General features: G+C 64.8%; 20 protein-coding genes and 2 tRNA genes. 13 read left to right on the forward strand and 9 right to left on the reverse strand.

The features are described 5' to 3' along the window. Positions 1–121: 121 nt before the first annotated feature. From adk to HHA01_RS01150, 3 genes are all read left to right on the forward strand, one after another. On the forward strand, positions 122–778 hold the full coding sequence (gene adk / locus HHA01_RS01140; RefSeq protein WP_141317271.1) for an adenylate kinase: 657 nt from the start codon (positions 122–124) through the stop codon (positions 776–778). 107 nt (positions 779–885) lie between these two features. Beyond that, positions 886–1,590 carry a tRNA (adenosine(37)-N6)-threonylcarbamoyltransferase complex dimerization subunit type 1 TsaB gene (gene tsaB, locus HHA01_RS01145; protein WP_141317272.1) on the forward strand — a complete coding sequence of 235 codons (705 nt, stop codon included), beginning with the start codon at positions 886–888 and terminating at the stop codon, positions 1,588–1,590. After that, entirely contained in the window at positions 1,587–2,354 is a 768-nt protein-coding gene (locus tag HHA01_RS01150) for a class I SAM-dependent methyltransferase (protein WP_141317273.1), read from the forward strand. The genes tsaB and HHA01_RS01150 overlap by 4 nt, the downstream gene beginning before the upstream one ends. A gap of 6 nt (positions 2,355–2,360) precedes the next feature. Here HHA01_RS01150 and plsB read toward each other — a convergent pair whose 3' ends face one another. Both plsB and HHA01_RS01160 read right to left on the reverse strand, forming a co-directional pair. Then, complete coding sequence (gene plsB / locus HHA01_RS01155) at positions 2,361–4,790, reverse strand: glycerol-3-phosphate 1-O-acyltransferase PlsB (RefSeq protein WP_141317274.1); 2,430 nt, start codon at positions 4,788–4,790, stop codon at positions 2,361–2,363. 64 nt (positions 4,791–4,854) lie between these two features. Next, the gene (locus tag HHA01_RS01160; RefSeq protein ID WP_141317275.1) at positions 4,855–5,502 is read right to left on the reverse strand and encodes a YecA/YgfB family protein; all 648 of its coding nucleotides are present in this window, start codon (positions 5,500–5,502) and stop codon (positions 4,855–4,857) included. A 63-nt stretch (positions 5,503–5,565) separates the two neighbouring features. Between HHA01_RS01160 and HHA01_RS01165 the strand changes: the two genes are divergently transcribed. The 3 genes from HHA01_RS01165 to HHA01_RS01175 all read left to right on the forward strand — a co-directional run bounded on the left by HHA01_RS01165 (position 5,566) and on the right by HHA01_RS01175 (position 9,101). Next, the gene (locus tag HHA01_RS01165) at positions 5,566–6,117 is read left to right on the forward strand and encodes a SprT family zinc-dependent metalloprotease (RefSeq protein WP_141317276.1); all 552 of its coding nucleotides are present in this window, start codon (positions 5,566–5,568) and stop codon (positions 6,115–6,117) included. Positions 6,118–6,293: 176 nt separating this feature from the next. Continuing rightward, positions 6,294–8,243 carry an acetate--CoA ligase gene (gene acs, locus HHA01_RS01170; protein WP_141317277.1) on the forward strand — a complete coding sequence of 650 codons (1,950 nt, stop codon included), beginning with the start codon at positions 6,294–6,296 and terminating at the stop codon, positions 8,241–8,243. A 192-nt stretch (positions 8,244–8,435) separates the two neighbouring features. Further along, positions 8,436–9,101 (forward strand): LuxR C-terminal-related transcriptional regulator, encoded by a 666-nt coding sequence (locus HHA01_RS01175; RefSeq protein ID WP_141317278.1) that lies wholly within the window; start codon positions 8,436–8,438, stop codon positions 9,099–9,101. 165 nt (positions 9,102–9,266) lie between these two features. Here HHA01_RS01175 and HHA01_RS01180 read toward each other — a convergent pair whose 3' ends face one another. The 7 genes from HHA01_RS01180 to HHA01_RS01210 all read right to left on the reverse strand — a co-directional run bounded on the left by HHA01_RS01180 (position 9,267) and on the right by HHA01_RS01210 (position 19,087). Then, positions 9,267–10,406 (reverse strand): low temperature requirement protein A, encoded by a 1,140-nt coding sequence (locus HHA01_RS01180; protein ID WP_170214812.1) that lies wholly within the window; start codon positions 10,404–10,406, stop codon positions 9,267–9,269. Between the two features lie 80 nt (positions 10,407–10,486). Continuing rightward, positions 10,487–10,897 carry a manganese-binding transcriptional regulator MntR gene (gene mntR / locus HHA01_RS01185; RefSeq protein ID WP_141317280.1) on the reverse strand — a complete coding sequence of 137 codons (411 nt, stop codon included), beginning with the start codon at positions 10,895–10,897 and terminating at the stop codon, positions 10,487–10,489. A 10-nt stretch (positions 10,898–10,907) separates the two neighbouring features. Further along, entirely contained in the window at positions 10,908–12,188 is a 1,281-nt protein-coding gene (locus tag HHA01_RS01190; RefSeq protein WP_141317281.1) for an Nramp family divalent metal transporter, read from the reverse strand. Positions 12,189–12,334: 146 nt separating this feature from the next. Continuing rightward, entirely contained in the window at positions 12,335–16,276 is a 3,942-nt protein-coding gene (locus tag HHA01_RS01195; protein WP_141317282.1) for a hybrid sensor histidine kinase/response regulator, read from the reverse strand. A gap of 122 nt (positions 16,277–16,398) precedes the next feature. Continuing rightward, on the reverse strand, positions 16,399–16,932 hold the full coding sequence (locus tag HHA01_RS01200) for a hypothetical protein (RefSeq protein ID WP_141317283.1): 534 nt from the start codon (positions 16,930–16,932) through the stop codon (positions 16,399–16,401). 96 nt (positions 16,933–17,028) lie between these two features. After that, complete coding sequence (locus HHA01_RS01205; RefSeq protein WP_141317284.1) at positions 17,029–18,822, reverse strand: sodium:solute symporter family protein; 1,794 nt, start codon at positions 18,820–18,822, stop codon at positions 17,029–17,031. A 4-nt stretch (positions 18,823–18,826) separates the two neighbouring features. Continuing rightward, positions 18,827–19,087 carry a DUF4212 domain-containing protein gene (locus HHA01_RS01210; protein ID WP_141317285.1) on the reverse strand — a complete coding sequence of 87 codons (261 nt, stop codon included), beginning with the start codon at positions 19,085–19,087 and terminating at the stop codon, positions 18,827–18,829. Between the two features lie 575 nt (positions 19,088–19,662). On the opposite strand from HHA01_RS01210, the gene HHA01_RS01215 reads away from it, so the two are divergent. The 7 genes from HHA01_RS01215 to HHA01_RS01245 all read left to right on the forward strand — a co-directional run bounded on the left by HHA01_RS01215 (position 19,663) and on the right by HHA01_RS01245 (position 26,486). After that, the gene (locus HHA01_RS01215) at positions 19,663–21,477 is read left to right on the forward strand and encodes a DUF294 nucleotidyltransferase-like domain-containing protein (protein ID WP_141317286.1); all 1,815 of its coding nucleotides are present in this window, start codon (positions 19,663–19,665) and stop codon (positions 21,475–21,477) included. Between the two features lie 31 nt (positions 21,478–21,508). Further along, positions 21,509–22,141 carry a 3'-5' exonuclease family protein gene (locus HHA01_RS01220; RefSeq protein ID WP_246053767.1) on the forward strand — a complete coding sequence of 211 codons (633 nt, stop codon included), beginning with the start codon at positions 21,509–21,511 and terminating at the stop codon, positions 22,139–22,141. Between the two features lie 97 nt (positions 22,142–22,238). Beyond that, positions 22,239–23,117 (forward strand): tRNA 2-thiocytidine(32) synthetase TtcA, encoded by an 879-nt coding sequence (ttcA, locus tag HHA01_RS01225; RefSeq protein ID WP_246053768.1) that lies wholly within the window; start codon positions 22,239–22,241, stop codon positions 23,115–23,117. A gap of 38 nt (positions 23,118–23,155) precedes the next feature. Then, positions 23,156–23,893: an alpha/beta family hydrolase gene (locus HHA01_RS01230; protein WP_246053769.1), complete on the forward strand. Its 738-nt coding sequence runs from the start codon at positions 23,156–23,158 to the stop codon at positions 23,891–23,893. Positions 23,894–24,034: 141 nt separating this feature from the next. After that, a tRNA-Val gene (locus HHA01_RS01235) sits at positions 24,035–24,110 on the forward strand. Positions 24,111–24,151: 41 nt separating this feature from the next. Then, positions 24,152–24,228: transfer RNA gene (locus HHA01_RS01240), tRNA-Asp, on the forward strand. 245 nt (positions 24,229–24,473) lie between these two features. Then, positions 24,474–26,486 (forward strand): NADPH-dependent 2,4-dienoyl-CoA reductase, encoded by a 2,013-nt coding sequence (locus HHA01_RS01245; protein ID WP_170214813.1) that lies wholly within the window; start codon positions 24,474–24,476, stop codon positions 26,484–26,486. Positions 26,487–26,767 lie beyond the last annotated feature (281 nt).

Below are 26,767 nucleotides of genomic sequence, written 5' to 3' on the forward strand. Positions count from 1 at the left end.
CTTTTCGCGACACCCCGGGATCACCCCGGCGGCCGGCTTGTTTCACGTCAGGCGCGCGGGTATGGTTCAGGGTCCCCGATTTTTCATTTGTGACATTCACCTCTTTTCAAGGAATCATGACATGCGTTTGATCCTCTTGGGCGCGCCCGGCGCCGGCAAGGGCACTCAGGCCCAGTTCATCTGCGAGCGTTTCGGCATCCCGCAGATCTCCACTGGTGACATGCTGCGCGCCGCCGTCAAGGAAGGCAGCGAGCTGGGACTCCAGGTCAAGGAAATCATGGAGACCGGCGGGCTGGTCTCCGATGACCTGATCATTTCCCTGGTCAAGGAGCGCATCCAGCAGCCGGATTGTGCCAATGGCTTCCTGTTCGACGGCTTCCCGCGCACCATCCCGCAGGCCGACGCCATGAAGGATGCGGGCGTGAAGATCGACCATGTCCTCGAGATCGCCGTGCCGGACGAGGAAATCGTCAACCGTCTGGCCGGCCGTCGGGTGCATCCGGATTCCGGCCGGGTGTATCACGTCGACCTGAACCCGCCGCAGGAAGCCGGCAAGGACGATGTGACCGGCGAGCCGCTGATCCAGCGCGATGATGACAGCGAAGCCACGGTACGCAATCGTCTGTCCGTCTATCACGATCAGACCGCACCGCTGGTCGAGTATTATCAAGGCTGGGCCAGCCAGGAGCCGAGTCAGGCGCCGCGCTACCATCGTGTCGAAGGCGTCGGCAGTGTCGACGACATCACCGCTCAGGTCATCGCCGCCCTGGAAGGCTGAGCGACACCGCTGTCGCGTGTGATGCAGGGGCCCGCTTCGGCGGGCCTTCGTTATGCTGGGGGCGGTGCGTATAATGGGCGTTCCACTCAACTGCCATGACTGCTGCTATGCCGATCCTGCTGGCCCTGGATGCCTCCTCGAGTGCCTGCTCCGCTGCCTTGCTGCGCCGTCAGGAAGGACGAACGGATGAATGGGTGACTCGCTTCGCCCTCACGCCGCGCACCCACACCCAGCGACTCCTGCCGATGGTCGACGAGGTGCTCGGCGAGGCCGGCCTCTCGCCGTCCGACCTCGACGCCGTCGCCTATGGGCGCGGCCCCGGCTCCTTCACCGGGTTGCGCATTGCCGCGGGTGCCGCCCAGGGCCTGGCGTTCGGCCTCGAGCGCCCGCTGCTGGGCATCTCGACCCTCCAGGCGCTGGCGCTGGGGGCGCATCGTCGTCATCACTACCGCCATCTGGTCACCGCGCTGGATGCGCGCATGGGTGAGGTCTATGCCGCCTGCTGGCGCTGCTCCGGGGGGCGGGTCGAGGCCCTGAGCGACGAAGCCGTGCTGCCGCCGGTGCAGTTGTACCTGCCGCCCGGCCATGACGATCACGACTGGGTGGGCGTGGGCTCCGGCTGGACGCTGCAGGCCGACATGCCGGCCCGGACTCAGGTCGCCATGAGTCTCTCGCTGCCTGATGTCGAGGTGGCCGCCGAGGACATGGTGCTGCTCGCCGCCGATGCCTTCGCCGCCGGTGAAGGGCGCGACGCCCATGAGGTGCAACCGGTGTATCTGCGCGACCAGGTGGCCTGGCGCAAGCAGCCATGAGCGACAGGGGAGGCGTGGCAGTCGAGTCGTCGCAGTACCTGGCCGAGCGCTGGGGGCTGCCCCTGCAGGCCGATGCCGTGGGGGCTCCCCTGGTCCTGCGCCATCAGGACGGTCGCCTGGTACTGGCGGGGGAACCGGGGACGTTCGGCAACCCGCTGGCGGTGGATTTCGTGACGGGCCGGGCGGCCCATCGACGCCGCTTCGGTGGCGGTCGTGGCCAGTTGATCGCCCGGGCCTGTGGTCTCGGCAAGGGCATCACGCCCTCGGTGGTGGATGCCACCGCCGGCCTGGGGCGCGATGCCTTCGTGCTGGCGTCACTGGGGGCCGAGGTGCTGCTCGTCGAACGCGTGGCGGCGATTGCCGCCCTGCTCGATGATGGCCTCCAGCGAGCCGCCGCGGACCCTGATGCCGCCGGTATCGCCGCTCGCATGCAGCTGGTGCACGGCGATTCCGGTCGCGACCTGGCCGCGCTGGTACAGCAGGGTGGGGTGTCACCGCAGGTCATTCATCTCGATCCGATGTTCCCCCATCGCGCCAAGTCGGCCCTGGTCAAGAAGGAGATGCGGCTGTTTCGCGAACTCGCCGGTGACGATGCCGATGCCCCGCGTTTGCTGGAAGCGGCCCTGGAGGTGGCGACTCACCGGGTGGTGGTCAAGCGGCCGCGCAAGGCGCCGCCCATCGAGGGCCCGGCGCCGCGTCATGTGCTGGAAGGCAAGACCAGCCGTTATGACCTCTATGTGCATCGTTCGCTGACGGCGCCCTGAGCGCGGTCACGCCTCCGCCTGATGCCGGATCCGCTGCAGGCGGTGACGCAGCGCCGGGTCGAACAGCGTCTGGACCTGCCGGGCCGCCCGGTGGAGGCGCTCATCATGATGCAGGTGCCCCGTGTCATCCGTGCTGAGCCAGGTCTCCCGTTCCAGGTTCGCGACCAGGCCGGCAAAGAGTTGCCGGTCGAAGAATTCCGGCGAGTCGCGCCCGGTCAGGCGCGCCAGGCGCTCGGCCAGCTGTCGGGTGCGCGAGGTGAGCCCGTCATGGGTGAAGTGGCCGGATGCCTCGCTGAGCAGCACCGACAGCAGCAGGTAGCCGCGCTCCATCGAGGGCTGCATCAGGCGACCCAGCATGCGCAGCTGCTCCTCGCCGGCCAGGGATCGGGTACGCCGCCAGCCGGCGCCGTCGACTTCCAGCAGTTCCAGCGCTGTCAGCCGCTCGAGCACCTCGGCGAGCGACTCGCGCAGGCGTGGCGGCGATTCGATGGCGAACTCGCGGGCCAGCACCGGCCAACTGGGGGCCAGCAACGCCTCGAGGTCGTCCAGCGTATGGCGGGTCTGGTGGCGGAAGGCGAAGGCGGTCAGTCCGCTCAGGGCGAAGAGGTGCAGCACATTGTTGCGGTACCAGCCGAGCAGGGTGGCCTGGGCGGGTTCGGCGGTGACCAGGTCACCGAGGGCGTCGCGACAGGCATTGAGCATGCCCAGCTGGCGCACCCGGTCGATCCAGTCGGCCGGCTCCCCCGGCGGGAGAGCGTCGGCCCGGCTCAGGCTGGCCAGCAGGGCCAGCTGGCGCTCCAGCAGCGGCGTCTCGATGGCGCGATGAGGGGTGGCCAGCAGGGCCAGGGCCACCAGGTTGACCGGGTTCAGCGTGGCGGCGGCGTTGATGCGTCGGGTCAGCGTCTCGCCGAGCCGCGTCACGGCCGCGCGTTGCCAGGCGGGGCGCTCGCCGGTCGCCGCCACCTGACGCCAGTCGGGCTGCTCGCCGTCCAGAAACTCATCCAGAGCCAGTGGCTCGCCGATGTTCAGGGCCACGCGGCCATGCGGTTCACGCAGGCGTCGCAGGACGCGCAGGAGGGCCAGCGGGGATTCCTTGCGCTTGCGTCCACCGGCCAGCTCGCGCTGATAACTGGCCTCCTCGAGGATGCGTTCGTAGCCGATATACACCGGCACGAACAGCAGCGACTGGCCGTCTTCCTGCTGGCTGCTCAGGAAGGAGTCGACGGTCATGGAGAGCATGCCGGGGCGTGGCGGCAGCATGCGACCGCTGCGCGAGCGGCCGCCTTCGATGAAGTACTCCAGCGGGTGTCCCCGGTTGAGCAGACGGTGCAGGTATTCCTTGAAGACCGCCGAATACAGCACCTGCCCTCGGAAACTGCGGCGCATGAAGAAGGCGCCGCCGCGCCGCAACAGCGGCCCGATCACCGGCATGTCGAGGTTGCGCCCGGCGGCGATATGCGGCGGCATGAGCCCCTGGTCATAGAGCACATAGGACAGCAGCAGGTAGTCGATGTGACTGCGGTGGCAGGGCACATAGACCAGGGTGTGCTCGCCGGCCAGCGCCTTGACGCGCTCCAGGCCGCGGGCATCGACACCGTCGTAGAGGTGGTTCCAGAGGCGACGCAGCAGGCCGTCCAGAAAGCGCAGCACAGGGTAGCTCATGCTGGCGGCGATCTCGCGGCCGTAGCGCCTGGCGCGGCGCGACAGGCGAGCCGCGTGGCGGGCCGATTCGGCATCCTGGTGGATGGCGCGACGCACTGGCTCGCTGCGGGCTACACCCTCGATCAGGGTGCGGCGGTGAGACAGGTCCGGCCCCAGTACTCGCGTGCGCATGCGGCGGAAGTGCACCCGCAGCAGGCGGGCGGCCTTGCGGTCGGTCAGGGCCGGGGCACGCCCATCGTCGAGCTCGGCGATACTCAAGGGCGCGCCGAAATGCACTTCCAGGTCGCGGCCGTTGACCAGCACCGCCAGCAGCCGGCGCAGGCGTCCGGTCAGGCGCCAGCTGTCGGCGGCCAGCAATTGCCAGACCCCGAAGCGCTTGCCGGGGGCGCGTCCCCAGAAGATGCTGACCGGCACCAGCTGAATGTCCTGTCCACTTTGCCGGCAGGCCTCGATGGCCGCCTGGAAGGGTGAGGCGGCGCCGCGGCGTCGACGCAACAGGCGACGCCGGGTGGTCGGCAGTGCCAGCTGGGCCGGTAGCTGCCTGTCGCCCAGCAGGTGCGTGGTGGCGGCATCGGGCAGGTCGGCACCTGCCGTCAGGCTTTCCAGCAGCAGGCCGTCGGAGAGCGAGGAGCGGGGCAGCACATAGATGGTGGGTCGCTCGGGGTCGATGCCCAGCGCCTCGGCCGCGGGTTCCTGGATCCGCACCTGCGTCCAGGCTTCCATGAAGCGGCGCAGGGTCGCGCGAAATGGTTTGAAGCGGCGAGGGTCGGCCATGCTTGCACTCTCGGGTCTACGGGAAGGCCGGATGTCCGGGTGGTGGGTCAGCCGGGGGACGCGTCTAGCGCTTCCTGGCACGGCCGGGCGGGCCCTTGCGACGCGGCTTGGGCTTAGGCGTTTCCGGCGGCACCCGGTAGTGCAGGTAGAGGTCGAGCACCAGCTCGGGGAGCTGCCCTACCAGTTTTTCCAGGCGCTGAGTGTCGTTGGCCAGCTCGGCCATGTCGGGTTCGTCGGCGAACAGCCCGGACAGCAGCATGAAGGGGAGCAGCAGCTGGGCCGCGGCTTCCTCGTCGTCGGCAAACCAGGCACTCTCATCCAGGAAGACGCCTTCCATGAAGCCGGCGCACCAGTCGCCGATCGGGGTCTCCTCGGGCGGAGTGCCACCGAGCTCCAGGTCGAAGGGTAGCTCCGGGAGGCCGCCACCCTCGAGCACCTGGATGGCGTTATGGCGAAGCTGTTCCAGCAGCGCCAGGATGTCGTCGCGCTCGCTGTCATCGGCAAAACCCGGCTCGCCGTGAAACAGCTCCGGCACCCAGGTGGCGGCCTGGACATCGCGTGGGGCGATCGCCAGGGCGACCAGAAAGCCATGGGCGCTGATCAGGTCCAGAGCGTCGGCCTCGACCCTGTCCGACTCGAGGAAGTCATCGAGCCGGTCGAGGGCGTCGTCATCGAGGAGTGGCTGGGGGGCGGGGCTTTCAGTGTCGGACATGGGCATGAGGCTCTGAATAAGTGGGCTTTACGCTGCCTTGGCGTGGCGTCATTCTAGCACCCTATGACGCCTCCCGTGTTGCCTGACCCCGATCGCCAATGGCTCGCTTCGCTCGACCGCGGTGCCAGCCAGGATGCCCTGCATGAGCGGGTCGCAGCCGCCTGGCGCCTGTGTCGTGACGTGCATCCGAGCCTGCCGCGGCCGAGGGTCTGGCTGGACCTGCGCGGCAAGGGAGCCGGGCAGACGCACTTCGGGCGGGGCGGCCTGCGCTTCAATCCCGTGCTCTTCGACGACAATCGGCATGCCTTCATGGTCGAGGTCGTGCCGCACGAAATGGCGCACTGGCTGGTACACCATCTGTCGGATGGGCAGGGGGTGGCGCCGCACGGTCACGAATGGCGTACCGTAATGCGCGAGCTGTTCGGCCTGACCCCGCAGGCGACCCATGACTTCGACACCCGGCGCGCCAGTCCGGCGCCCTATCAGTATCGCTGCCAGTGCCGGGAGCATGGCTTCACGGCCCGGCGGCACGGCCTGGCGCGCAAGGGTCGGCAATATGTGTGCCGTCGCTGCCGTCAGCCCCTGGTCTACACGGGGTGCCGCGAATCTTGCTGAGACTTTTCTAAGATGTTGTTATGAATGAGAAAAGTGCTCATACCAATGTCTAAGGGGAAGCCCGGCGGGCAGAAGGGTATGCTGACAGACAGATTTCATGGCGTCGGTCGAGACCCTGATGGCCTCGCCCGGCTTCATCCACCTGAAGGGATCATCCCGAGGATAGAGGCACTTTGATGAGCGATCAGCAGCACATCTACCCCGTTCGTGATGGCATCGCCGCCAATGCCTGGGCAGACAAGGCAACCTACCAGGCCATGTATCAGCGCTCCGTGGATGATCCGGAGGGCTTCTGGGCGGAGCAGGCCGAGCGCCTCGACTGGTCCACCCAGCCTGCCACCATCAAGAACACCTCCTTTGCCTCGAACAACGTGGATATCCGCTGGTTCGAGGACGGCAAGCTGAATGCCAGTGTCAACTGCCTGGATCGCCATCTCGACAAGCGCGGCGACCAGCCGGCGATCATCTGGGAAGGCGATGATCCCGGCCAGTCCAAGACGCTGACCTATCGCGAGGTGCATGAACGGACCTGCCAGCTGGCCAATGCGCTCAAGTCGCTGGGGGTCGGCAAGGGCGACACCGTCACGCTGTACATGCCGATGGTGCCCGAGGCGGCGATGGCCATGCTGGCCTGTGCACGTATCGGCGCCATCCACTCGGTGGTCTTCGGCGGCTTCTCGCCGGATGCCCTGGCGCAGCGAGTCCAGGACGCCGCCTCCAGGGTGGTGATCACCGCCGACGAATCCGTGCGCGGCGGCAAGCAGGTACCGCTCAAGGACAACGTCGACGCGGCCCTGACCCGTGACGGTACCGACGTCGCCGAGAAGGTGCTGGTCGTCCAGCGCACCGGCGGACAGATCGACTGGAAGGAAGGTCGCGACGTCTGGTTCCACGAGCTGGTCGACCAGCAGTCCACGGACTGCCCGGCCGAGGAAGTCGGTGCCGAGGACCCGCTGTTCATCCTCTATACCTCCGGCTCGACCGGGGCACCCAAGGGGCTCAAGCACACTACCGGCGGTTACCTGCTGCAAGCCGCCATGACCCACCAGTACGTCTTCGACTATCAGGAAGGCGAGGTCTACTGGTGCACGGCCGATGTCGGCTGGGTGACGGGGCACAGCTATATCGTCTATGGCCCGCTGGCCAACGGCGCCACGACCCTGATGTTCGAGGGCGTGCCGAGCTACCCGACCAATGGGCGCATGGGCGAGATCGTCGACAAGCACCGGGTCAACATCCTGTATACCGCGCCGACCGCCGTGCGGGCCCTCATGGCACATGGTGATGACGTCATGGACTCCAGCTCGCGGGATAGCCTGCGCCTGCTGGGCACGGTCGGTGAGCCCATCAATCCCGAAGCCTGGGAATGGTACTACCGCGTGATCGGCAAGGAGCGCTGCCCCATCGTCGATACCTGGTGGCAGACCGAGACCGGCGGCATCATGATCGCCCCGCTGCCCGGCGCCACCGACCTCAAGCCGGGCTCGGCGACCCTGCCGTTCTTCGGCGTCCAGCCGGCGCTGGTCGACAATGAGGGCAACCGCCTGGAAGGCGCCACGGACGGCAATTTGGTGATCCTGGACTCCTGGCCGGGCCAGGCGCGCTCGATCTGGAACAACCACGAGCGCTTCGTGCAGACCTACTTCTCCACCTACGAGAACATGTACTTCACCGGGGACGGCTGCCGTCGCGATGAAGACGGTTACTACTGGATCACCGGCCGCGTCGACGATGTGCTGAATGTCTCCGGCCACCGCATGGGCACCGCCGAGATCGAGTCCTCGCTGGTGGCCCACGAGGCCGTGGCCGAAGCCGCCGTGGTCGGCTTTCCGCATGACATCAAGGGGCAGGGCATCTACATCTATGTCACCCTGAATGACGAGATCGAGCCGTCCGACGAGCTCAAGAAGGAACTGACCCAGTGGGTGCGCAAGGACATCGGGCCGATTGCCTCGCCGGACATCATCCAGTGGGCGCCGAGTCTGCCGAAGACCCGTTCCGGCAAGATCATGCGTCGTATCCTGCGCAAGATTGCCGCGAACGAGTGTGACGGCCTGGGCGACACCAGTACCCTGGCCGATCCGTCGGTGGTCGAGGACCTGATCGAGCATCGCGCCAACCGTTGATGAGCGAGCGTCTCGACGCGCAGAAAGCCGGCCCGCGGGTCGGCTTTTTTACGACCTGAACGCGAGGTGTCGACAATACGGGTGGAGTGCTTGGGCATTGCCTCGGCCATGGGGTAACATGCTGTAAACGACAAGCATCCAGCAGGCGGCAGGGCTGCCCTTGCCCGTTGCATCCGGAACCGGAGGAGAACCATGGCCTTTGCCCAGAAATTCATCGTTGCCGATGATCATCCGCTCTTCCGTGCGGCCCTGACCCAGGCGTTGCGTCAGCTGGCGCCACAGGCCGAGATCGTCGAGGCCGATACCATGGAGGCTACTACCGAGGTGGTCACCCGACACCCGGACGCCGATCTGGTCCTGCTGGATCTGCACATGCCGGGGGCACATGGGTTCTCGGGGCTGATTCAACTGCGCGGCCAGACGCCGGACATCCCGGTGGCTGTGGTGTCCGGCAGCGATGAGCTGCATGTGGTGCGCCGTTCCATCGACTACGGAGCTTCCGGCTTCATCCCCAAGTCGGCCTCGCTGACGCTGATCGCCGAGGCCGTCGGCGAGATCCTGGATGGAGAAGTCTGGTTGCCGGAGGACATGGCCGAGGCCCTCGGAGAGTCCGATGAAGAGGATGCCCGTTTTGCCGAGGCCATCGCCTCGCTGACCCCGCAGCAGTTCCGTGTGCTGAACATGTTGACCGAAGGGCTGCTCAACAAGCAGATCGCCTATGAGCTCAATGTCTCCGAGGCCACCATCAAGGCCCACGTCACCGCCATTCTGCGCAAGCTTGGCGTACACTCCCGCACCCAGGCGGTCATCGCCGCCCAGAAGCTCGAAGTTGAACCGCCGAAGGTGGAGGAGTCCTGAGCGCCGGCCAGGCCGACGTTGCAGAAGGCAGAAGAGGGAAGTACGCGGCTGACGCCGCTTGAAGAGGCCAGAACCCCCTTGATGGCAAGGCGCCGGGCTCAGACTATCTTCTTCCTTCTTCCTTCTTCCTTCTTCGCGCTGCTCGACTCGCCTTCAGGCTGCGTATCAGCAGGGCGTGCCGTGCGGTGTGGCTCGGCGTCTCAGCAGCGTGCCGCTGACGAGTACCAGCGCCACTGCCTCCAGCGGGGCCGGTGTCGCGAGCCCGAGCAGCAGCAGGACAAGCGCCAGGCAGGGCAGCCACCAGCGTGCTCCACCCTGCAGGCAGTATCGATCCCGAATCACCCACAGGGTCGCCGCCAGCAAGGCCAGCGCCAGGCTCAGCACCTCGTTGCCGAGTGAAGCCGTTCCCGAGTTCGTGATCATCAGTCGCATGCTGGCACCGGCCGCGGCGATGGTGCTGAAGATGAAGAAGTGGCCATATCCCCAGAGCAGTGCTCGACCGTAGCCACTATTGTCGAGCTGGGGATCGTCGGTGAAATAGAGGCCCCATATCGAGCAGGCGATAACGGCGAGAAGCAAGGCGTGCCAGAGTCTGCCGGCGTCGAGCAGAGATGGTTCAGACGCCAGTTGGATCGTCAGCACGATCGACGCGAAGCATTGCCCCAGCACGATCAGGGTCAAGCGTCCGTAGCGCGAGACGATATGCCCGCGATGCCACGTTGTGGCGGCGTGGCGTTCGGCCAGTGCCGGAACGGACAGTTCGCCGGCGACGCCCACCAGGAAGAGTGGCAGGAAGAGGGCGGCCGAGGGCATGACCGCCGTCATGGTCACGAGCCAATAACCCTGCATCAGGATGATGCCCATGGCATAGCGCCGGGCAGTCGTTCGTCGTTCTGGATCGCCTCGACTGGCTCCGATCCAGAGCAAGACCATGGCCAGACGCATGACGGAAAAGCCCGCAAGGACCAGCAGAATCGGCGTTCGGTCGAAGACCGCATTGATACCGGCTGCCAGGATCAGTGCGCCGAACATGGTCATCATGGTCAATAGGCGAAAGGCCGGGGATTGATCGTCATAGGCCGAGGCAAACCAGGTGTAGTTCATCCATGCCCACCAGATCATGAAGAAACTGCACAGGTAGTTGATCAGACCCGCCGTGGTGCGTCCGGCCAAGATGCCTTCGACCAGCCCCTGTGCGGCCATGCCGATGGCGACCACGCTGGCCAGGTCGAACAAGAGCTCCAGTGGAGTGGCACCCCGCTTGGGTTCATGCGGGTCACGTGGCGTAAAGCGCAGGTCGAGCATGGGCGGGAATCTCTCGAAGGAGGAAGCAGCAGGTCTTGATGGGAGCAGGCTGGCTGCCATGGACCCATGGCAGGAGGCTGTCAGCTCTCGCCGAGGAAATGGCGCATGGCTGCCACGGTTGCTTCGCTGCAGTGGTGCTCGATGCCTTCCGAATCGGCCCGGGCGATCTCCTCGGGCACGCCGAGCTTGCGCAGCACATCCAGTACTACGGTGTGGCGCTTGGCGACTCGCCCGGCCATGTCATCACCGAGTGGCGTCAGGAAGATGCCTCGATAGGGGCGGGCGACGACCAGGCCATCGCGCTTGAGCCGCGCGATCACCTTGGAGACCGCGGCAGTGCTGACGCCGAAGCATTCGGCGAGATCGCTGGCGCGAGCCTCGCCGTGCCGGGCGTGCAGGTGAGCGATTTCTTCGACGTAGTCCTCGACCAGCTCCGTCTGGTGATCCTGTCGAACGCGCCGGAAGTATTCATGCTTGGACAAAGGTTGCATTCGCGGCCTGTCAGTGACCCATCAGGGTGAAGAACAGCACATAACCGTTGAGGGCAATGATCAATGTGCAGATGATCCCACCGAGGGCGGTGATCGATCGGCGGTTGACCAGGCTGCCCATGAGTCGGCGATCAGCGGTAAAGCATAACAGAGGGATCAGGGCAAAAGGTATGCCGAAACTGAGAATGACCTGGCTGGCGACCAGAGCCTTCTGCTCGGATATGCCCAGCATGATGACCACCAGTGCCGGCAGCATGGTGATCAGCCGACGTGCCCAGAGGGGAATGGTGACGTTGACGAAGCCCTGCATGATCACCTGCCCCGACAGGGTGCCGACGATCGAAGACGACAGACCGGCCAGCAGCAGGGCTAGGCCGAAAATGTGGCTGGCGGCCTGCTGGCCCATCATCGGCGACAGCAGTTGGTAGCTGTCGCTGATGGTGGCGATATCGAGCCGTCCCTGAGCATGGAAGACCGCCGCCGCCATGGCCAGCATGCACAGATTGACCAGGCCGGCGATCGCCATACCGACGATGACATCGATCCGATAGTAGCGCATCAGGCGCTTGCGCTGTCCTTCGTCGTTGGTCTGGATACGGTTCTGGGAAAGCGCCGAATGCAGGTAGATGACGTGGGGCATCACGGTGGCGCCGAGAATGCCGGCGGCCAGGTAGAGGGAATAGCCATCCGGAAAGCTCGGGATCAGCAGGCCCTTGAGCAATGGGGCGGGGTCGGGCGTGCCGAGCAGCACTTCCAGCAGGAAGCCACTGGCGATCGCCATGATCATGGCACCGATGATGATCTCCATCAGTCGGAACCCCTGGCGATGCAGCAGCAGAGCCAGGTAGGTGATCACTCCCGTGAGCAGTGCGCCTTCCATCAGCGAGAGGCCGAAGAGTAGGTTGAAGGCCAGGGCCGCGCCGAGAAATTCGGCCAGATCGGTGGCAATGGCGACGATCTCGGCCTGGACCCAGTAACACCACACCAACGGACGTGGGTAGCGGTCGCGGATGACCTCGGCCAGATTGCGGCCGGTGGCCAGGCCCAGGCGTGCCGACAGGGTCTGGATCAGCATCGCCATCAGGTTGGCACCGAGGACCACCCACAAGAGGGTGTAGCCATAGCGTGAGCCAGCCTCGATGTTGGTGGCGAAGTTGCCCGGGTCGATGTATGCCACGGCGGCGATTAGTGCCGGACCGAAGAAGGGGGTCCAGCCCCAGCGCCGACGACGACCGTTCAGCGTTGCAGAGGCCTTGTCGCGAATCGCATCGTTGGAAATGGTGGACAGCATGACTGAATCCGTTAACCATGGTTAATACATAGTCGGTAAGTTAACTCATGGTCGCTACGTTGACCAATAGCCATTTCGCGATTTGTCGATTGTCGCAGTCTATCGCGAAGGGGCGCGGGACGAGCGAGCATTGCCCCGCATGGTCCCTATCGACCGGCTGCTCGGCTGGCCTGCAGGGTCCGTGTCAGCAGGGCGCGCAGGGCGGCGGGGCGCAGCGGTTTCAGCAGCAGGTGGTAGCCGGCGCGCTTGACGGTTTCGGCGACTTCCTCGGTACGGTCGGCGGTGATCACGATTCCCGGCACATTGCCGTCCAGCCGTTCGCCCAGTGCCTCCATGGCCATCAGGCCGGTGACTTCATTGTCCAGGTGGTAGTCCGCCAGGATGGCATCGGGGTCGCTGTCCAGGTGCCGCAGTACCGACTTGGCGCCGCCGATCGAGGTGGCGGTGAAGACTTCACAGCCCCAACCCGTGAGCATGGCTTTCATGCCTTCCAGCGTCATGGACTCATTGTCGATGCAGACGATACGCGTGCCGGCCAGCTTGTTGCCGGCGCGGCGGGGCTTGTGTTCCTCAAGGTGCTCCTGGGCGCGGGCTTCGACCATCGGCACGCTGATGCTGAACATGGTGCCGACGTCCTCCGTGGAGCGCACATTGATGGGGTGCTCCAGGACCCGGCACATGCGTTCGGCGATGGAAAGGCCCAGTCCGAGTCCTTTCTCGTTTTCCTTGTGACGAGAGGCCTGATCGAGTCGGCGGAACTCCTGGAAGATCTCGGCCTGCTTGGCCTCGGGGATGCCTGGCCCGGTGTCCCAGACCTCGATGCTGAGCCGCTCGCCGTGACGCCGGCAGCCCAGCAGGACGCGGCCTTCCTGGGTATAGCGCAGGGCATTGGAAAGGAAGTTCTGCACGATGCGCCTGAGCATCTGGGGATCGCTGTCGACCCAGGCGCGACTGGCCACGACCACCAGGTCGAGGCCGCGCTCTTCGGCCATGACGTCGAATTCGGCGCGCAGCGGGCGGAGGATATCCGCCAGGGCGAAGTGATTGCGCCGGGGCGTGAGGGCGCCGGCGTCGAGCTTGGAGATATCGAGCAGGGTGCCCAGCAGCTCTTCCGCTGCTTGCAGGGAGTTGTCGATGTGGCCGATGGTGCGTTTCATGTCATCGGCGTCCATATCCTGGGTCAGCGCCGAGGTGAACAGGCGTGCCGCATTCAGTGGCTGCAGCAGGTCATGGCTGGCGGCGGCCAGGAAGCGGGTCTTGGAGGCGTTGGCATCCTCGGCCACCTGCTTGGCCTGGCGCAGGGCCTGTTCGGCCTCGGCGCGCACCCGGTTTTCCTGACGCAGGGCGGCGTTGGCCTCGGACAGCGCCTGGGTACGTTCGCGGACTCGTTCCTCGAGGGTCTCGTTGGTTTCCTGGAGCGCGATCTCGGCCCGGCGGCGCTCGGTAATATCCTGGTAGAGCGCGAAGAAGCCGAGGATGGCGCCGCTGTCGCCGAAGTGCGGGGTATAGGTCACCAGCATGTAACGCAGGCCTTCGGGCAGCTGCAACGAGACCTCGAAGTTGACACGCTCGCCCTCCAGGGCGCGCTCGATCCATGGGGCCCTCTCCCGTGCCATCGGCTCGGGAATCACGCTGTGCAGGGGGTGGCCGATGACCTCGTTGCGGTCGATCTGGAAGGCCTGCTCATAGGCGCGGTTGGTGAAGAGGTAGCGGCAGTCCTTGTCGAAGTAGGCGATCAGGGCCGGCACATTGTCGGTATAGATGCGGATGTTGTTTTCCGAGCGGATCAGGGCCTCTTCGGTGCGTTTCTGCTGGGTGATGTCCTGATAGGTGTAGACGAAGCCGCCACCGGGCATGGGGTTGCCCTGAACTTCGAGCACACTGCCGTCCTGGCGATAGCGCACATAGCGATGAGGCTGGCCTTCGCGAATGTTGTCGAGCAGCAGCTTGACGTGCTCCTCGGGGTCTCCGGGGCCATATTCGCCGTTGTGAGCGTTGTACAGGAAGATGCGATCAATGGGTGCGCCCACCCGGATCAGGTGGTCGGGAAAGCGGAACAGTTCCAGATAGCGCTGGTTCCATACCACCAGGCGCATGTTCTGGTCGATCACGCCGATGCCCTGGTTGATGTTCTCGATGGTCGCCTGGAGCAGGGCGCGATTGAATTCCAGTACCTGAGAGGCCTCGTCGACGATGGAGATGACATCCGAGATGCCGATGCCGCGCCCCTGCAGGGCCGAGTTGACGACGATGCGCGCCGAGGAGGCGCCCAGCACCGAGGCCAGGAAGCGCTCGGTGAACTGAATGACGTCGATGGAGGCGCGAGTATTGTCGTCCAGCGGCTTGCCGATGCGGCGCGCATAGTCATCGAAGGCGCGGCCGACCTGATCGGCGCCGAGGAAACGCTCGCACAGGACCTTGAGGTCGCCCACCGTGGTGGCGCCGGTCCAGGGGCGATTGACCGAGGTCTGACGCGTCTCGACGCTGTCGACGAACAATGATGCCTGAATGCGCTCGACCACCCGCTGCGGGGTCATCTGCGAAACGAAGATGTAGGACACCAGGTTGACGCCCAGCGAGAGCATCACGCCATGGGTGAAGTCGTCTCCCACGTTGAGCCCGAACAGCGCCGTGGGCGATAGCCAGCCGACATTCAACGGCCCGCCCTGCAGCCAGGCCTGGGGCAGGACGCCGGCGGCGATCAGGTCCGGCATCAGCAGGCTGTAGGCCCAGATGGCGAAGCCGGCGTTCATGCCCACGATCACGCCCAGGCGATTGCCGCGCTTCCAGTAGAGGCCCCCGATCAGGGCCGGGGCGAACTGGGCAGCGGCGGCGAACGACAGCATGCCGATGGCGGCCAGCGAGCTGAAGTCGCCGAGCAATTGATAGACGCCGTAGGCCATGGCCAGGATCGCGCCGATGGTGATGCGCCGTGCGCGCAGCACCAGGCGGCCGTAGTCGCGGGCCTTGGTGTCGAACCAGCGCAGCCGAAACAGGGCCGGAATGACGATCTCGTTGGAGATCATGATCGAGACCGCCACCGCGGCGACGATGACCATACCGGTGGACGCCGAGAAACCGCCGATGAAGGTCAGCAGGGTCAGCCACTCGCTACCCGCCGCCATGGGCAGGGCCAGCACGAAGCTGTCCGGGTCGACGCTGCCGTCGGCGAAGATCGTCAGGCCGGCGGCGGCGAGGGGCAGCACAAAGAAGCCGAAGGCCACCAGGTAGAGCGGGAACAGCCAACGCGCCTTGGACGCATCGTCCTTGTGGGTGTTCTCCACCACGGCGACATGGAATTGCCGCGGCAGGCAGAGGATGGCGAGCATGGCCAGCAGGGTCTGCGCCCAGAAGCCCTGACCGAAGTCCTGCTGGGCGAGCTGGCGCTGCAGCTCGAGCTGGATGTCGGCGAAGGCCAGCAGGTCGCCCAGGCCATCGAACATGCCCCAGGTGACGTAGGCCCCCAGGGTCAGGAAGGCCACCAGCTTGACCAGTGATTCGAAGGCGACCGCATGAATCAGGCCTTCGTGGTGCTCGGTGGCATCGGTGTGACGGGTACCGAAGAGAATGGCGAAGGCGGCCATGACCAGGGCGACATAGAAGGCCGTGTCGCCGAACAGCGGGCCACGGGTGATATCCGAGGCATCGGTGAGCATGCTGAAGGAGGTCGAGACCGCCTTCAACTGCAGCACGATATACGGAAGGGTACCGATCAGCGCCACCAGGCTGGCGAAGGCGGCGAGTGACTGGGTCTTGCCGTAACGTGAGGCGATGAAATCGGCGATCGAGGTCACGTTCTGATGCTTGGCGACGCGAATCATTTTCGCCAGGACCGGCCAGAACAGCAGAAAGGTGAGGATCGGGCCGACGAAGATGCTGGCGAAGGACCAGCCGGAGGTCGCGGCCTGACCCACGGCACCGTGAAAGGTCCAGGACGTGCAGTAGATGGCCAGCGCCAGGCTGTAGATGATCGGACGTCGGCTCGTTGCCCCGCGCTCCTTGGCCATGCGGTCACCGCGCCAGGCGATGGCGAAGAGCACGGCAACATACAGCAGAGAAACGAGGATCAGTAGCCAGCCAGCGAACATGTGCGCCTCCCTAGGATAGTGGCGCCATTCTAGCAGGCCATGAGGCTATCCAGCTTCCCGGTGTAACAGGGACACCAGGCGCTGACGGCATTCCGGCACCGCCAGCCAGGGCGCGCGTCTTGTCAGGGCTGGGGACTGCCGGATTCCCCGCGGCAGACATGCCGATACAGCGGATCCTCGGCCCCCAGGCGACGGCGCTCGTCGATCTGCGGGCGTTGATCCTGCTTGCCGAGCGGCACCAGTTCACGCTTGTCACAGTTCAGCAGGTATGCCTGGTGCACTACCGACTGGCCGGGACCCGACGTGAAGCGATACAGCCGGAACTGGGCGAGGGTTTGCCCGTCAGCCTGGCTGAGGCCGAGGTCATCCTGGTCCACCACCGTGAAGGACGTGGTCATTGGCAGCAGGTAGGTCCAGGGGCGCCACAAGGCGGCATCCTGGCTGGTGGATATGACCCGCACCGACTCGGGAAGTTGCTGTCGCGTGTGTTCGTACCAGCCGTATTCGTGCTGGATCTGATAGCCGAGCATGCCGAGGCCCGCACACACCGGAATGATCCAGCGTGGCAGACGCTTGCCGCTCAACGAACGCAACAGCAGTCCAATGCCCGCGGCGCCCAGGCCGGCGAAGACAGCGGCGATCAAGTGCCAAATCATGTGGAGCTTCCTGACGCTGATCGGGCTTCCCGAAGGAAGCCCGATGCAAGGTGACGGTCGGCGCCACGCGTGGCGCCGTTGTGGTGGGATTATGACTCAGTGGTTGCTGGCGGCGCCAGCGCCTTTCGGGTAACGAACGCTTTCGACCAGGTCCTGGATCTCCTGTGGCGGTTCGGGTGTCATCCGCGACACGCTGAAGGCCACCGCGAAGTTGATGATGGCGCCAACGGCCCCGATGGACAGCGGCGAAATGCCCAGCACCCAGTTCTCCGGCGTGTCCGCCAGATTATTGGTGCCTGGAATGAAGAACCAGCCCTTGTAGATGAAGATGTACACCAGGGTGAAGATCAGGCCACTCAGCATGCCGCTGATTGCCCCTGTGTTGTTCACCCGCTTGGAGAAGATCCCCATCATCAGCGCCGGGAACAGCGATGCCGCCGCGATACCGAAAGCCAGTGCCACCACCTGGGCAGCGAACCCGGGCGGGTTGGCCCCGAGATAGGTCGCGACGATGATGGCCACCGACATCGATATCCGGGCCGCCATTAATTCGCCCTTCTCGCTGATGCGCGGGTTGATGGCCCCCTTGATCAGGTCATGGCTGATGGCCGAGGAGATGGCCAGCAACAGACCGGCGGCCGTCGACAGGGCGGCGGCGAGACCACCGGCGGCGATCAGGCCGATGACCCAGCCCGGCAAATTGGCGATTTCGGGGTTGGCCAGTACCAGGATGTCGTTGTTGACGGTCAGCTCGTTGCCTTCCCAGCCACGCTGTTCGGCGGTGGAAGCGAAGGATTCGGAATCGTTGTAGAGCTGGATACGGTCGTCGTTGTTCTTGTCCTCGTACTGGATAAGGCCGGTTTCCTCCCAGGTGCGAATCCACTCCGGCCGGTCCGCATAGAGGATCGGATTGGCCGTCGCTTCCTCCATGCTCTCGACCTGGCCGGCCATGTCCGGATAGACCGTGGTGGCAATGTTGAGGCGTGCCATGGAGGCCACGGCCGGTGCGGTCAGGTAGAGCAGGGCGATGAACACCAGCGCCCAGCCGGCCGACCAGCGTGCGTCCGCCACCTTGGGCACGGTGAAGAAGCGGATGATGACGTGGGGCAGGCCGGCCGTGCCGATCATCAGCGAGAGGGTGAACAACACCATGTTGAGCTTGTTGTCCACGTCGGCGGTGTACTCATTGAAGCCCAGGGCAGTCACGACTTCATTGAGCTTGGCGAGCAGTGGTACGCCGGACTCGCTGTGCTCGGAGAACAGGCCCAGCGGTGGAATGGGATTGTCGGTCAGCTCCAGCGAAATGAAGATGGCCGGAATGGTGTAGGCGATGATCAGCACGATGTACTGCGCCACCTGGGTATAGGTGATGCCCTTCATGCCACCCAGCACCGAGTAGAAGAAGATCACCACGGCGGCGATCAGCAGCCCGGTGGTGGCTTCCACTTCGAGAAAGCGCGAGAAGGCCACGCCGGCGCCGGCCATCTGGCCGATGACATAGGTCACGGAAGCCACGATCAGACAGACCACGGCCACCATGCGGGCCGGTTTGCTGTAGAAGCGGTCGCCGATGAACTCCGGCACCGTGAACTTGCCGAACTTGCGCAGGTAGGGCGCCAGCAGGGTGGCCAGCAGCACATAGCCGCCGGTCCAGCCCATCAGGAAGGTCGAGTTGGCATAACCACCGGCCGCGATAAGGCCGGCCATGGAGATGAAGGACGCGGCGGACATCCAGTCGGCACCAATGGCCATGCCGTTGGTGATGGGGTGAACACCGCCGCCGGCGACGTAGAAGTCCTTCGTCGAACCGACCTTGGCCCAGATGGCAATGCCGATGTAGAGGGCAAAGGAGGCGCCCACGAAGAGGATGTTGATGGCAAATTGACTCATGGCGTTACTCCTCGAGCCCGAACTGTTTGTCCAGACGATTCATCTTCCATGCATAGAAGAAGATGATGCCGATGAAGGTCAGTATGGAGCCCTGCTGGGCGAACCAGAAGCCCAGGTCGGTACCGCCGATGGCGATGCCCGAAAGCAAGGGCCTGAGTAGAATGGCGGCGCCGTAGGACACCAGGGCCCAGACGACGAGACAGCCGGCTATCAGCCGCAGGTTGGCTGCCCAGTAGGCTTCGGCATTGCTTTTTTTCTCATCCATTGTGTTGCTCCCCGTTTTGTTGTGTGAGCCACAAATCTTGGCTCTCCTGTCGCCCGGTGCGCTGCTGGTTTGTATCGAGAATTCTTGTCCGAAAAGCCAGCAAACACTCGAGAGGTTGCGCGCTTGGTTCTCTCGTTATCCAGTCGACAGAGCGTGAAAGCCTTCTTTATATGGCCCGACAGTAGTGCCTGGGTAATGCTGGTCAATGCATTGAAAAAATAAATCCTCTACTTTGGTATCAGGTAATTAGTCCTGATGAATTCATTTTTGGCGTTTTGTTGTTTATCAGTGTTTTATAGTAGGTTATGGGGGTGATGAGATATGGTCCTTAAGTCGATATGGGACCATGGTATAGGTGGGATGGCAGCCGAATGACAGGGAAACTGGAGGGCAGGGTATCCTGCTGCACCGCCAGGGGTACGACTTCGGCATATAACACCATGGTATGGATTCTTTAGCCGGGTCGCTGCTTGCTAGTCTGTGTCTGGATACAGGTCAGCTCATTGCTGTCGGTCGGGTCCTTTCATCGCCGTCCAGACCTGGCGGCTCAACTCCCATGGCACGAGGCCCAGTTCATGGTCGATATCGATCTGTCTCAGCCCCCGTTCTCGCTGCTCGACGATGCCGGACAGCAGCGAGTCCGGACACACCTCGGGTCGGCCGACTTCGCACAGGGCGATATCATTCTCGAGGCAGGCGAGGCCGCCGAGTCGCTGTTCGTGATCGCCGAGGGCGATGTGGCAGAGCTGGATACGTCTCGACGGGGTGAGGTCGAATGCATCGGCCGCTACACCACCGGCGACCTGTTCGGGGCCATCAGCCTGTTGCACGGGCAGAGCCGCTACCGGTTTCGAGCCGACCAGCCGACCCACTGCCATCTGCTGCCCCGGGCCGAGTTCCTGGCCTTGTGCGATGAATACCCGGCCTTTGCCGAAAGCTTTCGGCGTAGCCTGGCGCACAAGACTCGCCTGCTGGCGGCCCAGCGAGCCGCGGGAGGCTCGGTGATGGCCGGGGCCATGCTGACCCGGGCACGGGAGTGCATGCGTCAGCCACGAAAGCTGCCGGCGGAGGCGAGCATCCATGATGCCGTCGCGGCACTCGAGGTGTGGCATGTCGACAGCCTCCTGGTCGAGCGCCACGACGACGTGGGCATGATCACCAAGACCGACCTGCTCAACGCCCTCGTGTTGCGGCAGTATCCGGCGGATACCCCACTCGCGCGGATCGCCAACTTCACCTTGATCAGCATGCGGCCCGACCAGTATCTGTTCGAGGCATTGGTCACCATGACACGGCATCGCATCGAGCGCGTGGTGGTCATGGAGGATGCTGCCCCTCTGGGGGTGGTGGAGCTCACCGATGCCTTGAGCCATTTTTCCAGCCACAGTCATGTGGTCAGTCTGCAGATCGAACGCGCGGAGGATTCACGCGACCTGGCGGAGGCCAGTCGCCAGCTGCCGAGCCTGGTCCGCGGGCTGGCTGCCCAGGGGGCCAAGCCGCGCTTCATCATGGCGCTGCTGGCGGCCTTGAACGGTCGCATCATGGCCAGGACCTGGCACTTCCTGATCGATCCCCGCTATCGGACGGCGAGCTGCCTGATGGTCATGGGCAGCGAGGGGCGTGGCGAGCAGGTGCTCAAGACAGATCAGGACAATGGTCTGGTGCTGGAGGATGGGGTGTCCTGGCCCGAATGCAGGGCACAGATGCAGGCGTTCAGCGATGCGCTGCTCGAGCTGGGTTACCCACCCTGTCCGGGCGGCATCATGGTCTCCAATCCGCAGTGGGTCGGCACCGTCAGTCAGTGGTGCGAACGCATCGAGGACTGGGTGCAACGCGGTGATGCGGATGCCCTGATGAATCTCGCCATTCTGCTGGACGCCCATGCCATGGCGGGCAACCCGGTGTTGCTGTCGCGACTGCGCGAGACGCTCCTCGAGCGCTGCAGCGGCAACGAGATTCTATTGTCGCACTTTGCGCGGCCGGTACTGCGTTTCGCGACGCCCTTGACCCTGTTCGGTTCCCTGAAGAAGCCGCGGCAGGGCATCGACATCAAGAAGGCCGGCATCTTTCCGCTCGTGCATGGGGTTCGCGTCATGGCGCTGGAGCGTCACATCGGCCTGACCTCGACCCTCGAGCGACTGGACGCATTGGTTGCCGATGGGCGTCTCGAGGCGCGGTTCGCCGATGACCTGGGCGAGGCCCTGTCGCTGTTCACCGAGTTGCGGCTCAAGCAGCAGCTGGCGCATCTCGATGGCCTGGCCGATGACTCCGACAGGGTCGTCGTGCAGGAGCTTTCATCGCTGGAGCAGGACCTGTTGCGTGAAGCCCTGCACATTGTCAAGGAATTCAAGCAGCGACTGTCGCATCGCTATCATCTCGAATATGGCTAGGCGGTCATGCCTGCCAAGGGGCGTGCTGCCGATGTATCGGGTAGCGCCCGGGCCGGCCAATGACCGCTACCGACCGGGGGCATGGATGTTCAAGGTATTGCGTCGCGTCGTCGATCGTCGTCGTCACGCCGATAGCCAGTACGGCTGGTTGTTCCAGCCTTACATGGGTGACGAGATGGTTGCCCTGGCGCTCGCTGACGGGGCGGCCCGGGATGGCCCCGGCGCTCTGGTCATGGTGGCGGTCTGTGTGCAGGGCGATCAGGTCCAGGCGCATGATGCCCTGGCCCTGAGTCTGCCCGCTGATAGGGCGGAGGGGCGCGAGGATCCATCGGGCGAGGCGCTGGAAGGCTTGTTGAACTTCGTCGGCAATCGTCCCCTGGTCATCTGGTCGCAACAGCCTGAGCTGAACCGGCTGAATCACTGGCTGCGACCGCGCTTCGGCTTCGACCTGCCCAATGCGACAGTGGATGTGGCCCATCTCTATCAGCGTCGTCAGCACTATTGGCATCCGCAGCTCGAACGTCGCCCGCGCTTGGCCGAGGCCGCTCAGCGCCTGGGAATTGCGCTGCCCGAATCACGCACGCTGCGCGACGAGGCGGTGGCCACGGCGCGCCTCTACCTCGACCTGGTGCATCGTGAAGTCCCGCGCTGGCGGGGCGGTTGACGGGCGCATTTCGCCACTCCTGCCAGGCAGTGGTAGAATCCACGCCATCGAATTCAGCAACCGTCCTGGCAGCGCCGAGATCATGCAAGATGCCGTAATGACCGAGACCCCCGACCAGCCTGATGCCACTCACAATGGCGCAGGTGATGCCGCCCGCACCAGGCGTGAGTTCAACAAGCTTCAGAAGCGCCTGCGGCGACTGGTGGGCAACGCCATCATCGATTACGACATGATTCGCGAGGGCGACAAGGTGATGGTCTGCCTGTCCGGTGGCAAGGACAGCTACACCATGCTCGAGATCCTGCGCAATCTGCAGCGCAATGCGCCGGTCGACTTCTCCCTGGTGGCGGTCAATCTCGACCAGAAGCAACCCGGTTTCCCCGAGCATGTTCTGCCCGAGTATCTGGACGGTATCGGCGTGGATTATCACATCCTCGAGCGGGATACCTACTCGGTGGTCAAGGAAAAGACACCGGAGGGCAAGTCCACCTGTGCGCTGTGTTCGCGGTTGCGGCGTGGCTCCCTGTATGGCTATGCCGAGGAGATCGGCGCCACCAAGATTGCCCTCGGTCATCATCGGGAGGACATACTCGAGACGCTGTTTCTCAACATGTTCTTCGGCGGCAGCCTCAAGTCCATGCCGCCCAAGCTGTTGTCCGACGATGGCAAGAACATGGTCATCCGGCCGCTGGCCTATTGTCGGGAAGCCGATATCGCCGAGTTCTCGCGGCGCATGGAGTTCCCAATCATCCCCTGCAACCTGTGCGGCTCCCAGCCCAACCTGCAACGCCAGGTGGTCAAGGAAATGCTGGCCGACTGGGAGGCCAGTCACCCCGGGCGCCTCGAGAGCATGTTCAAGGCGGTGACCAATGTCGCGCCGTCGCAACTCGCCGACCGCGAGCTATTCGATTTTGCCGGACTCGAGGAAAAGCAGGCTCGGATGCAGGCGGCTAGAATCGACTTCACCGAGCTTTAAGGCCGCGAGAGACGGTCACCATCGTACGGGAAGGCGCCATGTCATCTGATGCTTCAGCGGAGTCTGCCGCCGGGTCCTTGCCCGTGCTCGATGCGGCCGCTCTGGCGCGCAGCATCGAGGCGGGCGAGCAGGGCCGCTGGTGGCTCGACGCCCTGGGGCCCCTGCAGGTGGAGGGCGAGTGCCGTCTGGGCAGGCTGCTGCTGACCCATGGTGCCGGGGCCGGTCAGGACTCGGCCTTTCTCGTCGCACTGCGTCAGGCCCTGGCGCAGGCGGGCATCCAGACGCTGGCCATGGAATTCGCCTACCTGCGCCGCATGCGCCACGAGGGCCGTCGGCGGCCGCCGCCGCGCGTCGAGCGTCTGGTCGATGAGCTGGCCGGCTGGCGCGACACCCTGGCCGAGCATCTGGCAACTCCGCCGTGGCTGGGCGGCAAGTCGATGGGCGGACGTGTGGCCAGCATGCTGGCGGTGCGGGATGGCGCCCCGGGCCTGGTGCTGTGTGGTTATCCCTTCCATCCCCCGCGTCGCCCGGCGACGCTGCGCCTGGATCACTGGCCGGCTCTGGCCTGTCCGACCCTGGTGGTGCAGGGCGAGCGTGACCCCTTCGGCACCCGGCAGGAAGTCGCCGACTACGATCTGCCGGCTGTGGCCGAGCTGCAGTGGCTGGCGGATGGTGAGCATGACTGGCGGCCGAGGCGTCGCTCGGGGCATGATCAGGCGTCACTGATTCGTCAGGCGGCCTGTGGCATTGCCGGTTTCATGCAGTGCCACGGCTGAGCCACAGAAGCGCACCATGCGTCGGGGCCTGCCTCAAGTGGATGATTGAGCGGCGGTTATGGCGACACGCCGGGAGAGGCAGGCAAAAAAACGCGTTGACAAAAAACGCTTACCCTGTAGAATGCAGCGCCACGTGACCAGGGGTGGTTAGCTCAGCCGGGAGAGCACCAGCCTTACAAGCTGGGGGTCACAGGTTCGATCCCTGTACCACCCACCATGACGTCTGTCATGCCTGATCATGTAGCAGGAAGTGCAAGCGGACCGGTAGTTCAGTTGGTTAGAATGCCGGCCTGTCACGCCGGAGGTCGCGGGTTCGAGTCCCGTCCGGTCCGCCATCTGCCCCGAATTCCGGACCCCGAGTCGCATGACTCGGGGTCTTTCGTATGTGCCCTCGTATTTTCTCCTGCGGCGGGATCGCCTCCAGGCCAGTACCCGCTACGCTTTGACCAGGCGCCGACGTTTCCGAAACGGCTCATGTTTCGCGACGCAGCCGGCGCTTCGCGTCGGTAGACTTTGCGCAACACCTGTGACTGTCATACAGTTGTTTGAATTCATGCCGTGCGAACGCGAGGAGCTGGCCGTGACCGACTATCCCAACCTGCTGCGTCCCATCACCCTGGGGCACCTTGCGCTGCCCAATCGCGTGCTGATGGGGTCCATGCATACCAATCTGGAAGAGGCTCCCCAGGGTTTCGAGCGGCTGGCGGCGTTCTATGCCGAGCGCGCCCGTGAAGGCGTGGGACTGATCGTGACCGGAGGGATTGCGCCCAATGCCGAAGGAGCGGTCTTCCAGGGCGCGGCGACACTCGAGTGTCCCGAGCAGGTGGCGGAGCATCGTCGCGTGACGCATGCCGTGCATGCCGAGCAGGGGCATATCTGCCTGCAGATTCTGCATGCCGGGCGCTATGCCTATTCGCCGGAGCTGGTGGCACCATCGCCAATAGCGGCGCCGATCAACCGCTTCACGCCGCACGAAATGACGCATGACGAGGTGGAAGCGACCGTCGAGGACTATGTCCGCTGCGCCACCCTGGCCCGCGAGGCGGGTTACGATGGGGTCGAGATCATGGGCTCCGAGGGCTACCTGATCAATCAGTTCCTGTGTCGCCGCACCAACCATCGCCAGGACCAGTGGGGCGGGTCGCTGGACAACCGCATGCGTTTTCCGCTGGCCATCGTCGGGCGTATACGCGCCGAGCTGGGTGATGACTTCCTGGTCATCTTCCGCCTGTCGATGATCGACCTGGTCGAGGAGGGCAGTACCTTCGAGGAGGTGGTGACCCTGGGGCGCGCGGTGGAGCAGGCAGGCGCGGATGTGATCAATACCGGGATCGGCTGGCATGAGGCCAGGGTGCCGACCATCGTCACCAGCGTACCGCGCGCCGCCTTCAGCCAGGTGACGCGGCGCATGCGCGAGGCCCTGGCGATCCCGCTGATCACCACCAACCGCATCAACATGCCCGAGGTCGCCGAACGGGTGCTGGCCGCGGGGCAGGCCGATATGGTCTCCATGGCCAGGCCCTTTCTGGCCGATCCGGCCTGGGTCGCCAAGGCCCGCGATGGTCGCCGCGACGAGATCAATACCTGCATCGCCTGCAACCAGGCCTGCCTGGACCACACCTTCCAGGGCAAGCTGACCTCCTGTCTGGTCAATCCGCGCGCCTGTCACGAAACCGAGCTGCTGATCACGCCGGCCGCCCAGAGCCGGCAGATCGCGGTGGTCGGCGGTGGCCCGGCCGGCCTGGCAGCGGCCGTGACGGCGGCACAGTGCGGGCATGCAGTCACGCTTTATGAGCGTCAGTCCGAACTCGGCGGCCAGTTCAACTATGCGCGGCGCATCCCCGGCAAGGAAGAGTTCGATGAGACCCTGCGTTATTTCCGGGTCATGCTCGATCGGCATCGGGTCCAGGTTCGGCTGGGCGTGGCGCCGGACGTGCATGAATTGCGTGCCTTCGACGAGGTGGTGCTGGCCACCGGTGTCAGGCCCCGAACGCTGGATCTGCCGGGCAGCGAGCACCCCAGGGTGATGTCCTATCCGATGGCCATCATGCATGCCGAGCGTGTCGGCCCTCGGGTGGCGATCATCGGAGCCGGCGGTATCGGCTTCGACGTCGCCGAACTGCTGACCCATGCCGGGCATCCGGCCCTGGATGCCGAGGCCTGGTGTGATGAATGGGGCGTTGATCTGAGCGTCTCGTCGGCGGGTGGCTTGAAGACCCCGCAGCGCCCCGCGGTGCCTCGCCGGGTCACGCTGTTGCAGCGCAAGACCTCGAAGCCCGGCAAGGGGCTGGGCACCACCACGGGCTGGGTGCATCGCGCCTCGCTGCGCCATCGAGGCGTCGAGATGCTGGCCGGCTGCGACTATCTGGGCGTCGATGATCAAGGGCTGCACATCCGCCAGGATGGCGAGCCGCGCCTGCTCGAGGTGGACACGGTGGTGGTCTGCGCCGGCCAGGAGTCGGTCCGCGATGATCTCGAGGCCCTGGTGGATGCGGGGGTCTCGGTGCACGTCATCGGGGGCGCCGATCAGGCCGCCGAGCTCGACGCCAAGCGCGCCATCGAGCAGGGGACCCGGCTGGCCACCACCTTCTGAGGGCTTGTCGGAGTGGTCGATTCGATGAGATGGCGAACCAAATGGCCGGTCAGCGCATCAAACATACTGAGACCTTCAGTGCTGGTCGGCGTCGGTATCCCGCGGTTGCGTTGAAGGTCACGCCAGAGGGATGCGTGAATGCTGTCTACGCTGAAGGTGTAGCGATCCCCGGTTGGCATGCGGATGGATGACGCCTTGACGGGGAGTCGGGTCCAAGGAGGTCCAGTCGCAGCATCGCCGGGCACTGGTCGCCGGCGTTCGGACAGGGCCTCCCTACAGGA

The organism is Halomonas halmophila (assembly GCF_006540005.1).
Classification (GTDB): Bacteria; Pseudomonadota; Gammaproteobacteria; order Pseudomonadales; family Halomonadaceae; genus Halomonas; species Halomonas halmophila.

Excerpts from the sequence above, each read along its gene's own strand:
- adk (WP_141317271.1), top strand. The coding sequence starts at position 122 with ATGCGTTTGATCCTCTTGGGCGCGCCCGGCGCCGGCAAGGGCACTCAG.
- tsaB (WP_141317272.1), top strand. The coding sequence starts at position 886 with ATGCCGATCCTGCTGGCCCTGGATGCCTCCTCGAGTGCCTGCTCCGCT.
- HHA01_RS01150 (WP_141317273.1), top strand. The coding sequence starts at position 1,587 with ATGAGCGACAGGGGAGGCGTGGCAGTCGAGTCGTCGCAGTACCTGGCC.
- plsB (WP_141317274.1), bottom strand. The coding sequence starts at position 4,790 with ATGGCCGACCCTCGCCGCTTCAAACCATTTCGCGCGACCCTGCGCCGC.
- HHA01_RS01160 (WP_141317275.1), bottom strand. The coding sequence starts at position 5,502 with ATGTCCGACACTGAAAGCCCCGCCCCCCAGCCACTCCTCGATGACGAC.
- HHA01_RS01165 (WP_141317276.1), top strand. The coding sequence starts at position 5,566 with ATGACGCCTCCCGTGTTGCCTGACCCCGATCGCCAATGGCTCGCTTCG.
- acs (WP_141317277.1), top strand. The coding sequence starts at position 6,294 with ATGAGCGATCAGCAGCACATCTACCCCGTTCGTGATGGCATCGCCGCC.
- HHA01_RS01175 (WP_141317278.1), top strand. The coding sequence starts at position 8,436 with ATGGCCTTTGCCCAGAAATTCATCGTTGCCGATGATCATCCGCTCTTC.
- HHA01_RS01180 (WP_170214812.1), bottom strand. The coding sequence starts at position 10,406 with ATGCTCGACCTGCGCTTTACGCCACGTGACCCGCATGAACCCAAGCGG.
- mntR (WP_141317280.1), bottom strand. The coding sequence starts at position 10,897 with ATGCAACCTTTGTCCAAGCATGAATACTTCCGGCGCGTTCGACAGGAT.
- HHA01_RS01190 (WP_141317281.1), bottom strand. The coding sequence starts at position 12,188 with ATGCTGTCCACCATTTCCAACGATGCGATTCGCGACAAGGCCTCTGCA.
- HHA01_RS01195 (WP_141317282.1), bottom strand. The coding sequence starts at position 16,276 with ATGTTCGCTGGCTGGCTACTGATCCTCGTTTCTCTGCTGTATGTTGCC.
- HHA01_RS01200 (WP_141317283.1), bottom strand. The coding sequence starts at position 16,932 with ATGATTTGGCACTTGATCGCCGCTGTCTTCGCCGGCCTGGGCGCCGCG.
- HHA01_RS01205 (WP_141317284.1), bottom strand. The coding sequence starts at position 18,822 with ATGAGTCAATTTGCCATCAACATCCTCTTCGTGGGCGCCTCCTTTGCC.
- HHA01_RS01210 (WP_141317285.1), bottom strand. The coding sequence starts at position 19,087 with ATGGATGAGAAAAAAAGCAATGCCGAAGCCTACTGGGCAGCCAACCTG.
- HHA01_RS01215 (WP_141317286.1), top strand. The coding sequence starts at position 19,663 with ATGGTCGATATCGATCTGTCTCAGCCCCCGTTCTCGCTGCTCGACGAT.
- HHA01_RS01220 (WP_246053767.1), top strand. The coding sequence starts at position 21,509 with ATGTATCGGGTAGCGCCCGGGCCGGCCAATGACCGCTACCGACCGGGG.
- ttcA (WP_246053768.1), top strand. The coding sequence starts at position 22,239 with ATGACCGAGACCCCCGACCAGCCTGATGCCACTCACAATGGCGCAGGT.
- HHA01_RS01230 (WP_246053769.1), top strand. The coding sequence starts at position 23,156 with ATGTCATCTGATGCTTCAGCGGAGTCTGCCGCCGGGTCCTTGCCCGTG.